Source organism: Eubacterium sp. An3 (assembly GCF_002159465.1).
Taxonomy (GTDB): domain Bacteria; phylum Bacillota; class Clostridia; order Lachnospirales; family Lachnospiraceae; genus Anaerobutyricum; species Anaerobutyricum stercoris.
Window position 1 is genome coordinate 1 of the sequence record NZ_NFIR01000051.1, and the last position, 10,506, is coordinate 10,506.

Sequence of the window (10,506 nt, forward strand, 5' to 3'; positions counted from 1 at the left end):
ACCGGCTTGTAACTCACTATGACATCATCTGTATTGAGGACCTTTCTATGTCCGCCATCAAGAAAGCGCTGTCCTTTGGGAAGTCGGCCAGTGACAACGGATGGGGGATGTTCGTCCGGGTGCTCTCTTATAAAGCGGAATGGTATGGGAGCATCGTCATCAAAGTGGGGAAGTTCTTCCCATCCAGTAAGACCTGCTGCGCCTGTGGGCATGTCCATAAGGAACTCAAGCTGTCAGACCGGGTTTATGTCTGCCCGGCCTGCGGGCATGTGATGGGGCGGGACCATCAGGCAGCTATCAATATACGGAATGAGAGAGTGCGTATCTATATCAGCACACACCCCTTTGCGGCGTAGCCTCCGGAGACGGACGGACGATAACCGCGAAAAGAACCGGTGGTTCACCGGGGATAGCCTGTCGAACTACGGGGTGCATGGTTGCAGTCATGCCATAATATGTCACCCGGTCAAGCAGGAATAAAAGAAGATTCCGGATCTACCCTCCGGGGCAGAGACGGTTTCAGAAGCTCGGTAACTTGTTGCCGAGTAGTTCACAAAGATTTGGGCCCGTACACTTCCGGATTTGACAGGCACAGGAAAAAAGTTTGCTTTGGAGAGGGGAGACACAAGATCCGGTCACACTCTTAAGAGAAATGGTGTTGCTTCCGAATGAAAAGAAGAAATACCACATCTGCTATCAGGCATTCGCCTTACAAAAATAACAAAGAAAACGGAACTAAGTTCCGCTTTCTTTGCGTCAATAGTTAATAAACATCATCCATGATAGTTCGTTGGTTTTCCTGGATTACGACACATTTGCCTTTTGGAAGTCGTAGCAATTCAGCTGCGGTCATAATTCGGCGGGTTCTTGTCCCTTTTCCAAAGAAATTTTCTCATCGCCAATCCGCTTTGATACGTATTCAGCAGTTGCTAAGTCTGGTGAAGAATAGTAGATGATGGAATCGCAGTTAGCAGCTGTCGTCAGATTGATCCCGGTATGATTACTATAATCGCTTTCTGAAATTTTTTCTGTGACGAATACCAGATCAACGCCATAAGTCGGAAAGATCATGGATTTTGGGAACGAAATATTATCTTCATTGTCAAACCCTTTTAGATATTCTTCGTCTTGGATGAAACAAGTGATAGAAGAACAAGGGATTACCGTATTTATTTCAATTTCATAAAGTTGTGCGAAAATCATGGGAATGAAAGTTTTTGCGATAGCATTAGGTTCTGCATCAGGAATCAGGAATAATGCAATTTTTCTGTCAGAAAGCTCTTCCAGATTGCAGCCATCTTCTTCACCCCAAAAACGGAATGGCTCCAAACAGGTAATGCAAGAGTCAATGACAGCATCCTTTGCAGGCCCAGTGGCACTTTCTTTGAAATATCTGAAATGTTTTACCGCATGTCCATCTGCAGGAGCTGAAGCAAACAAATCATCAGAAAAATTATCTAATAAATCATATAATGCCTTAAAAGAAAGTTTATTTTCTGTCTCCAATAAGTGAAATATGCATCCAATGAGAAGAATCTTTTGTAAATCGCAACCAAATTTTCCGTTAGATCCATTTTGCGAAAGAAAGCAATCAATTATCAGCATCACATCTCTTTCTGTTTTTACATAGGCCAACGGATTATAAGGGACGCTGCTTTTCATGGAGTGAGAAGATAAGTTCAGACGTTTAATTTCGTAACCATACAACTCTAATTTCACTTGCTCATAGATCTTTCCTTCTGGATCAACAACGATATAGCTGGAATTTTGTTCCAGGATATTTGGAATGATAAAATGTTTTATTACAGTATCACTGTCCCCAATCAAGAGAAAGTTGTTGTTGATTTTTGTTTTTCTTGTGTCCTGCTCACGCCATATATTTTTTGAGAGGATGATCTTGTTCTTATAGTCGGGAGATGCTGGTTCCTGGCTCTCTTTTTTCCGTCTCCCATATAAGTATGCAGTTACAGCCCCTAACGCTCTTGCTGCTGCCAAAAGAATTTTTTTCTTCATAATAGCTCCTTTCCCTATCGTTAATCAGTTACATATTTAATATGAGGAAACTGCCGGTTTGGGAAATTCTGCTTCATTATTTCAAAACACTATTTTTTATCATATTAATCCAAATATGTTTCCATGCGGACTCCCCCTTTTCTTTCAATAACCGTAGGGAAACAAGCAGGAATGAATTTTTTTGTGGTAAGATCACAGAACAATATGAAGAATATGAAGTGACAGACGTCCGGGAAGGGAGAAAATATGAAGATCACAAAGAAAAAAAGGAGAATATACCGATGGAAGAGCAGAAAAAACAGGAGATCACTTTCCGTCCATATCAAAAAGAATGTTTAGATATATTAAATCCTATTGAGAGCGGGCGGCATCTTATTGCCCTGCCGACCGGATGCGGCAAAACAATGATCTTTACCCACCTAGAACGGAAAGGCCGTACTTTGATCCTGTCTCACCGAGACGAGTTGGTGCGTCAGCCGGAGAAATATTATGACTGTCCTTTCGGGATTGAGAAAGCAGACGAAACTTCCCATGGGGAAGAAGTGGTATCCGCTTCTGTTCAATCGATGCACTCGGATAAACGGCTGCGGCGGTTCCGGACGGATGATTTTGATACGATCATTGTTGACGAAGCCCATCATGCCGCTGCACCGTCTTATAAAAAGATTCTCAATTACTTTTCAGATGCAAGACGTGTGTTTGGATTTACCGCAACACCAAAAAGAGGAGATAGTGTACGGCTGGATGATGTGTTTGACGATATCGTTTTTTCCAGAGATCTCCGCTGGGGTATTAAAAACGGCTATCTCTGTGATATACGGTGCAAGTTGGTGAATGGAAATTATACTTTGAATGGAGTGAAAAAGACAGCGGGGGACTTCAACCAACAGGATCTGGATGGCAAATTGTCCAGTGCGGAAACAATCGCACTGGCTGCAAAAGTTTATATGGATAACTGTCATACAAAAAGTAAACATACCCTGATCTACTGCGTTAATAAAAAAATCTGTGTCTTACTCCTGACGGCCATCCGTACTTTGGTACCAGGGGAAGAAGAGCGGATACAGATGGTCACTGGAGATACGCCGGATGAAGAACGCCGGAGGATCTTAGATGATTTTTCATCTGGAAAAGTCGTGTCTATCGTCAACTGCATGGTGTTGACGGAAGGGACAGACCTGCCGATCTGTGACGCGATCCTCAATTTCCGTCCGACCTGCAACTCTTCTTTATATACGCAGATCGTAGGACGGGGGACACGGCTGTATGAAGGAAAGGAGCATTGCCTTGTCATCGATATCATTCCAGACGACGGGAAAGAACGCAGCCTTTGTACAGCACCGACACTGTTTGGTATCAACCCGTTATTGTTAGATAAAAAAGAACAGCAAAAGATCAATGAAGACGTCGATCTTTCTGAATTATGCGACTTGATCAAGGGGCATATCACTAGCATTAGTGAACAGTTGGAATACGAGATCGAGAGTGTTAACCGGTTGGTTGCCGAAACTGAAGATGCGTTCAATACAGCTCCTGATATCCGTACTTACATACAGGAATATGCCCCATGGAATACACAAAAAGAGGATGAAGAATTGGATACGCAGGGGCTTTTGGTCCGAGAGACCGCCGATGCGGACAAGGCTTATGTGATCTATCCTGATTATTCACAGAAGATCTACTTATCCAAGCCCGATCTTTTCGGCAGGACTACGATACAATTCGATGTAGATGAGAACGATTTTCCAGGGCTGGACAGTGATCGTTTCATTGGGGATCTGCCATGGGATGAAGCTATTACACTCGCTCGTGACTACTGTGGCACCCTGCCGGACTATTACCGGTATGGTTGGGATAAAGATGCTGCGAAGATCTGGCAAAAGACGCATTGTACCGGAAAGCAGTCCAGCCGCATCAAGAGAGATCTGAAAAAATATGACCTGGATACAAAGGATGCAGAAAACCTCAATAAGTTTGAAGCATCGATGCTGCTCGACCAAGTATCCACTCTGAATAAAAATAAAAGATTTTTAAAAGAATTTGGATATAAAACAAATACATCAAAAAGAATAAAAGAACAAAAAAAGCAAAATTACGAGCGAATGGAAGAGCAGGAGCAGGAGAAAAACGAAAAGGGAAAATCTCTGTTTCCGGCATTCCAGAAACGGGTCATGCAGAAAGTAGAAAAACAAAAACAAGAAAGCGAGCGTAGGGAAAATGCACAGGATAAGTTAAAAAAAGCCACTTCTGTCAAACTGAACATCACTCTGTACGGCGGTTCTTCCTACCATCCATCTGCAAAGCAAGTCGCTTTCTTTCAGTCCCTGATCGAGGAAACTTCGCAGAAAGGTTATCTGCTTCCGGAAAATGCAGACATCTCTAACTGGGATAAATTGCAGGCATCTTGTATGATCTCTATCCTTTTATGGATCAAAGATCATATGCCATCCCTGCAAAAGCCAAAAAGGATTAGCAATGTAAATGAAATTTTATGTGAAGCAGAAAAAACGGGATATGGACTTTGCGCAACAGAAGTGAGGTTCGTCTACGATACGCAATATAGATGAGGAAAGTAATATTATTTTTTGTTAGGAAGGGAGATATCCTTCTGTCTATCACTAAAAAACCGCAGGGAAACAAGCAGAGATAATCTTTTTTGTGGTAAGTTCACAGAACAATATTAACAATGTGTCACATTTTTTAATGTGTGGATGTAAACCAAATTAAAAGAAAAAAGAAAGGAAGATTTTTATATGATCACAAAACAGCCAATCACAAAAGATGATATTGTTATAAGAAAAACAGTCCTCCATATTTTGGATACAGAACATGGTATTTTAAATTTATCCGACTCGCTGTTGGATTCCGGACCGGATTTGTATGAATTTATCCGTGGACATATTTTTAAGATCATCTCCAGTGATGATACGAAAAACTGTGAATTTAACCCGGATACATCCGCTGTCTATTCCATTTTAAATGGATTCACTGAATCCGATGAACAATCTTTCCTGTCGGTAAGCCGGGAGCTGGCTGAAAAATTGTATTCCATCATGGGACAGGGCATCGATATCCCGGCGGCGGATCTGTTGACTGTCTCTTTTCAGGCGAATGGAACTATTTTCTTAGCTTTATTAAAAATGAATTATAAGTCGAATTATACCCACTCTCTGGAGGACACACACACGGATATCGTTAAAGCAAGCGCCCTGCCGGCTTCCGGAACCCGTATCCCGGAAGCTGTCATCATCAACCTGACGGATCTTCATATCAACCTTTTGGAAAAACGATATGAGATCAATGGGGAAAAGATGTTTTATCTTTCTGAATTATTCCTTGTCTGCCATACCTCCCTGGCTCCGAAAAAGAAGTTGTCAGTCATTGACCGTACCATTAATACTATCTCGAATAAATACGACGGCACCGACATCAAAAAGAAGATGGATACAAAGAGCAAACTGCGCCATCTGTACCAGGAAGAGGAGCAGTTTGATGTGGAAAAGATCGGGGAAGAATTATTCGGAAAAGACGCTGATAAAAAAACAGAATTCGATGAAAAGATGGAACAGTATGACTTGCAGTTCGACACATTCACTATCAGTAACCCATCCACTCTCAAAAAATTGGAAAAGCAGGTGCTTGTTACGGATTCCGGGATTGAGATCTCGATCCCGATGGATACCTATGACAAACGGGCAAATTTTGAAGTGCAGACAGATGCTGCCACCGGGAGGACAACAGTCCTGATCAAAAATATTGAGAATCTTATCCTCAAATGATCTCATTAACGCGCCCTGCATAGGGCGCAAATGTGATATGTCAAAAAAAAGAAAATAAATAAACTGATAAAAAAGATAAAGTTCGCACAGAAAAAAGAAGCTATCCTGTTCACGTCAATAACCCCGCCTGATTTGCCTTCGGCAAATTCAGGCGAGGCTTGCGGTCCGCCGTGAGCCTGATTGATTAGCCTCAGCTGTCGGCTCATTCGCTGTCAGCTACGTTACCCCAGAATCCATCATCAGGTAAGACAGGCACCAGTGGATGCTCCTCAAGTCCACTGCTCTGCGGTGTGGGATTAAACAGTCTCTGAGGGAAGGAGAAGTGTCCCGCATAAAAACCTGGGGATAACATTGGCGATGAGGACCACCCCCGAAAGGGAGAACCCCATGTATGACGGGGCATTCGCTCCGTCCCATGGGAACGCGTAAGCGAAAGGAGGGAAACTCTATGGTATTTGTTGTATCTGCAAACGGAACGCCCCTGATGCCGACCAGTCCTTACCGTGCAAGGAAGCTGTTAAAGAAGGGGCGCGCGAAGATCTACCAGTACCATCCGTTCACCATCCAGGATACAGACCGGGAAGACGGGGAAGTACAGAAGATCGAATACTGCACGGACGTGGGATATCTCCATGTAGGGATCTCCGTGAAATCAGAAAAACATGAGTATCTGGGGCTGCAGGCAGACCTGCTGCCCGATGAAACGGAGCGGCACAATGCCAGGCGGAAGTACCGCCGTACCCGGCGGAACCGGAAATGCTACATGAAGCCCCGGTTTAATAACCGTAAAAGAGAGAAAGGCTGGCTGGCACCATCCATCCGCCATAAGGTCGAGGCACAGCTGCTGCTGTTATCGAAGATCCTCGCTGTCTGCCCGGTCGTATCCGTGTGGCTGGAGATGGGGAAGTTCGACACGCAGCTGCTAAAAGCCCTCCTGCGCGGGGAGAAGCCGCCGGAAGGAGCGGAGTACCAGCAGGGAGAGAGGTATGGGATCGAAACACTCCGGGAAGCGGTCTTTACCAGGGACCGCCATACCTGTGTATTCTGTGGGCGGGGGATCAAGGACCATGCCATCCTGCATGTCCACCATGTCGGGTATTGGAAGAAAGACCGCAGCAACCGGCTTGCCAACCTTGCTACCTGCTGTGAGCAGTGCCATACGCCAGCAAACCACCAGCCGGACGGCATCTTATATGGAAGGAACCCAAACTTTCCGTCTCTAGCACCGGCAACTTATATGTCCATGATCCGGTGGCAGATGCTCGCGATGGTGAAGGAGATGCACGATAACGTCCATATCACTTATGGTACACGGACAAAGATCGAGCGTAAGAAACGCCATTTGAAAAAGACGCATATCAATGATGCGTACTGTATTGGGGAGTTCCGCCCGAAACACCGGACGCCGGACGTCTATATTGAAAAGAAACGCCGGAATGACCGGATCCTGCAGAAATTTTATGATGCAGTCTATATCGACCGGCGAGATGGGAAGGAAAAGTCCGGGAAGGAGCTTTTTAATGGGAGAATCAGCCGGAACCACAAGAAGGATTCCGAGAATCTGCATCCTTATCGGCAGAAGAAGATCAAAAAAGGACATCTTTCCATACGGAAAAGCAGGACGCAGCTCAAACCTGGAAGTGTTGTTCTCTATAAAAACGAGAGGAAGATCGTACACGGGACACATACCAGGTATTACAAACCGAAAAGATCACCGGTCCCGGTGAAGCGTATCAATGTGCAATTTACCGAACCAGCCTCTGATGGGCAGAAAAGTGCAGACCTTACGAATTGCACTGTGATCGGACAGGAATTCATCCGTGGCTGGAAGCAGGTTATAGTATAAAAGAAAGGAGAAGCAGGGGTGGGATGTAATACAATCACCTGCCATGGGCAGGCCACCGCATTCCTCCCCGCCCAATCTTTTGGACGTGGTACCCTGCGGTGTATACGATGGATATGGTATTCTTGCCTGTGTCGACAGCCCAAAGAGAGGAAGACATGACAGAAGGAGGATATGCCGCAAAAAACATGATTTAAAATAATTTTCCCTTTTGCTTTCTAAATTAAGTCTGACTTAAAAAACAAATCAAAGGAGGATCTATTATGAAAGCAAAAGAAGTAAAAAGAAATGTAATGAAAGGGCTTTGCCTGATAGCAGTTCTATCTGCAATCCTGCTGTTTTATAAGGTGTTGTATGAACAGTTGAGCTATACCGTAGCTCATCTCATTGATATGTTCACACTGCCGGTACAGATAGCTGCTGTCTGTGCTGTCCTGTGGTTCGTACTGCATTATAAAGTGGACCTCCGGGCAAAATATGAACCGGCGATGAAAGGCGAAAACACCCATTCAAGATTCCTGCCAGCAAACCCGTTTTTGGATGCTTTTGGGGAGTCATGGCGAGAAGAATACCTGCCATCTAATAAACAGGTAGGAAAGTACCGCTATAAAGCATATTGGAATGCAAAAGGGGATATCACCATTCTTGTTCGGGAGTGCGGGCATGACAATATCATATATTGCAGTTCTTGCCATCCGACAAAAGCCCTGGGGTTGATAGAAGATCTTAACCAAGGGGAGCTTCCCGCAGATTTTGGGAAAAAACCGGTAAAAGTCCCGGAAGAAAACCTGGAGTCGATCGATGCGCTCTGTTGAGGCTGTCATTGACAGTCTCCCTTTATCTTCTGGGGAAGTTCCCCGGCAATGTATCATCAATGCTGTTGATCCCGTCCGATTTATTGATGAAATATTAAATAAGGATGGATCTAATGACATTATGTATTCGAACGAATTAAAAAATGATTTGTTTCTCATTAAAAATGCATTGCTCAAAGAACAGCGACAAGATCAAGAAAATAAAGAAAAAGCAATTTGGAAACTGTGGGAACAGCTAAAGATTGAGGAATATAAAGCGAAGGCAATCATTTCTCGATGTGACCAAAACGGGTTTGCTTTTGCCAGCCCGTTCCATATCCTCGTAAAAGAGGAGACGGGTGCCTTCCGTTTATATAAAAAGGAACGGTTTTCTATACAAAGCTATTTTTGAAGATTTAAAGAAGCGGCGGATGATTCCAATGCTTCTTTTTTTATTGTAGTATATCCCTCCCCAAGCAGTCAGATCCAGTTCAAGTCATCGCCCAGGAGCAGCTGTGCCATGCGAAAAGAAGGCACCGGCAGCAACTTACTTCACACCCATAAACCTGTGCCAGTTCAATACTATTGAATGGAAAAAAATTTGTTCTTTGTGTCCATATTGGAAGTATAAATATTTCAAAATATAAGGAGGATGACACATGGAATTGACATTAGAAAAAGCGAAACAGATGATGGCAGAGAATGGCGGGAACTTGGACCTTTTTAATGATAGCAGGTATACAAAATTACCAAAGGGACTGACAGTTTGCGGAAGCCTTGATATAAGCCGTACCAGGATTACGGAATTGCCGGAGGGACTGACGGTTGGTGGAACCTTTTTTTATGAACCATACTAAGGTCAAGGAGCTGCCGGAGGGGTTGATAGTTAGAGGAAGCCTTGATGTATGCTATACCGGGGTCACGGAATTGCCGAAGGGACTGACGGTTGGCGGAAGCCTTGATGTAAGCCATACCGGGGTCACGGAATTGCCGGAGGGGCTGACGGTCCGCGGATTGCTTGATGTAAGCCATACCGGAATTACGGAGCTGCCAGAGGGGCTGACGGTTGGTGGAAGCCTTGATGTAAGCTATACAGGAATTACGGAACTGCCGGAGGGACTGACGGTCGGCGGAAGCCTTGATGTAAGCCATACCGGAATTACGGAGCTGCCAGAGGGGCTGATAGTAGATGGACATCTTGATATAAGCGGTACCGAGCTCAAAAAGTTGCCGGAAGGGCTGACGGTTGGCGGAACCTTTTTTATGAACCATTCTAAGGTCAAGGAGCTGCCGGAGGGGATGATAGTCGGAGGAAGCCTTGATATATGCTATACAGGGATCACGGAATTGCCGGAGGGGATGACAATTGGTGGGGGGCTTTATATGAACTACACCGGAATCACGAAGTTACCAGATGATTTGGCAGTTGGACAAACTATCTTTCAAAATGGCAAACATCTTAGATCTTCAAAAACTTTACAGCAAGGGGATTATGTTCCTGGACGGTACCTGTATGCGGATGATATCCTGACGCATATATCCAAAAAGAAATCTTATAAAGAATATGATATCTATGTCGGCAAGATCAAAGGGCAGAATGTCGTTTCTGACGGTACCCATTATGCCCACTGTGATAAGGTTCGGGACGGTATTGCGGACCTACGATGTGAACTACTCGGCAACAAGTTACCGAGCTTCTGAAACCGTCTCTGCCCCGGAGGGTAGATCCGGAATCTTCTTTTATTCCTGCTTGACCGGGTGACATATTATGGCATGACTGCAACCATGCGCCCCGTAGTTCGACAGGCTATCCCCGGTGAACCACCGGTTCTTTTTGCGGTTATCGTCCCGGAGGCTACGCCGTAAGGGGATGTGTGCTGATATAGATACGCACTTCCTCCTCTCTTATGTTGACCGCCGCCTGGTGGTCCCGCCCCATCACATGCCCGCAGGCCGGCCAGACATAAACCCGGTCTGACAGCTTGAGTTCCTTATGGACATGCCCACAGGCGCAGCAGGTCTTACTGGATGGGAAGAACTTCCCCACTTTGATGACTGTGCTCCCATACCATTCCGC

10 protein-coding genes are annotated in these 10,506 nt (G+C 44.9%); 8 read left to right on the top strand and 2 right to left on the bottom strand.

Annotated features, from left to right (window positions below):
- A partial coding sequence (locus tag B5F87_RS19275) for an RNA-guided endonuclease TnpB family protein (RefSeq protein WP_143405296.1) occupies positions 1–356 on the top strand: 356 nt, incomplete at its 5' end.
- A 493-nt stretch (positions 357–849) separates the two neighbouring features.
- Here the strand turns inward: B5F87_RS19275 and B5F87_RS19280 are convergent.
- Positions 850–2,013, bottom strand: a complete 1,164-nt coding sequence (locus B5F87_RS19280; protein WP_087284068.1) for a type IV secretory system conjugative DNA transfer family protein — start codon at positions 2,011–2,013, stop codon at positions 850–852.
- A 281-nt stretch (positions 2,014–2,294) separates the two neighbouring features.
- Here B5F87_RS19280 and B5F87_RS19285 point away from each other — a divergent pair, with 281 nt between their 5' ends.
- The 7 genes from B5F87_RS19285 (at position 2,295) to B5F87_RS19315 (ending at position 10,130) form a co-directional block, all read left to right on the top strand.
- Positions 2,295–4,580 carry a DEAD/DEAH box helicase gene (locus B5F87_RS19285; protein ID WP_158097108.1) on the top strand — a complete coding sequence of 762 codons (2,286 nt, stop codon included), beginning with the start codon at positions 2,295–2,297 and terminating at the stop codon, positions 4,578–4,580.
- Positions 4,581–4,766: 186 nt separating this feature from the next.
- Positions 4,767–5,792: a nucleoid-associated protein gene (locus tag B5F87_RS19290; protein WP_087284074.1), complete on the top strand. Its 1,026-nt coding sequence runs from the start codon at positions 4,767–4,769 to the stop codon at positions 5,790–5,792.
- Between the two features lie 448 nt (positions 5,793–6,240).
- Positions 6,241–7,638, top strand: a complete 1,398-nt coding sequence (gene iscB, locus B5F87_RS19295; RefSeq protein ID WP_158097109.1) for an RNA-guided endonuclease IscB — start codon at positions 6,241–6,243, stop codon at positions 7,636–7,638.
- A 260-nt stretch (positions 7,639–7,898) separates the two neighbouring features.
- A complete protein-coding gene (locus tag B5F87_RS19300) occupies positions 7,899–8,450 on the top strand; it encodes a hypothetical protein (RefSeq protein WP_087284079.1) in 552 nt (183 codons plus the stop codon).
- Entirely contained in the window at positions 8,437–8,841 is a 405-nt protein-coding gene (locus B5F87_RS19305) for a hypothetical protein (RefSeq protein ID WP_087284081.1), read from the top strand. Before B5F87_RS19300 ends, B5F87_RS19305 begins: the two co-directional genes overlap by 14 nt.
- A gap of 247 nt (positions 8,842–9,088) precedes the next feature.
- Positions 9,089–9,286 (top strand): hypothetical protein, encoded by a 198-nt coding sequence (locus B5F87_RS19310; protein ID WP_087284084.1) that lies wholly within the window; start codon positions 9,089–9,091, stop codon positions 9,284–9,286.
- On the top strand, positions 9,273–10,130 hold the full coding sequence (locus B5F87_RS19315) for a hypothetical protein (protein WP_087284087.1): 858 nt from the start codon (positions 9,273–9,275) through the stop codon (positions 10,128–10,130). The genes B5F87_RS19310 and B5F87_RS19315 overlap by 14 nt, the downstream gene beginning before the upstream one ends.
- 154 nt (positions 10,131–10,284) lie before the next feature.
- Here B5F87_RS19315 and B5F87_RS19320 read toward each other — a convergent pair.
- On the bottom strand, positions 10,285–10,506 hold a 222-nt coding region (locus tag B5F87_RS19320), incomplete at its 5' end, for a zinc ribbon domain-containing protein (protein WP_143405297.1).

What these genes read in the sequence shown, in the direction of transcription:
- B5F87_RS19315 (WP_087284087.1), top strand. Translation starts at nt 9,273, where the DNA reads ATGAACCATACTAAGGTCAAGGAGCTGCCGGAGGGGTTGATAGTTAGA.
- B5F87_RS19285 (WP_158097108.1), top strand. Translation starts at nt 2,295, where the DNA reads ATGGAAGAGCAGAAAAAACAGGAGATCACTTTCCGTCCATATCAAAAA.
- B5F87_RS19300 (WP_087284079.1), top strand. Translation starts at nt 7,899, where the DNA reads ATGAAAGCAAAAGAAGTAAAAAGAAATGTAATGAAAGGGCTTTGCCTG.
- B5F87_RS19280 (WP_087284068.1), bottom strand. Translation starts at nt 2,013, where the DNA reads ATGAAGAAAAAAATTCTTTTGGCAGCAGCAAGAGCGTTAGGGGCTGTA.
- B5F87_RS19305 (WP_087284081.1), top strand. Translation starts at nt 8,437, where the DNA reads ATGCGCTCTGTTGAGGCTGTCATTGACAGTCTCCCTTTATCTTCTGGG.
- B5F87_RS19310 (WP_087284084.1), top strand. Translation starts at nt 9,089, where the DNA reads ATGGAATTGACATTAGAAAAAGCGAAACAGATGATGGCAGAGAATGGC.
- B5F87_RS19290 (WP_087284074.1), top strand. Translation starts at nt 4,767, where the DNA reads ATGATCACAAAACAGCCAATCACAAAAGATGATATTGTTATAAGAAAA.
- iscB (WP_158097109.1), top strand. Translation starts at nt 6,241, where the DNA reads ATGGTATTTGTTGTATCTGCAAACGGAACGCCCCTGATGCCGACCAGT.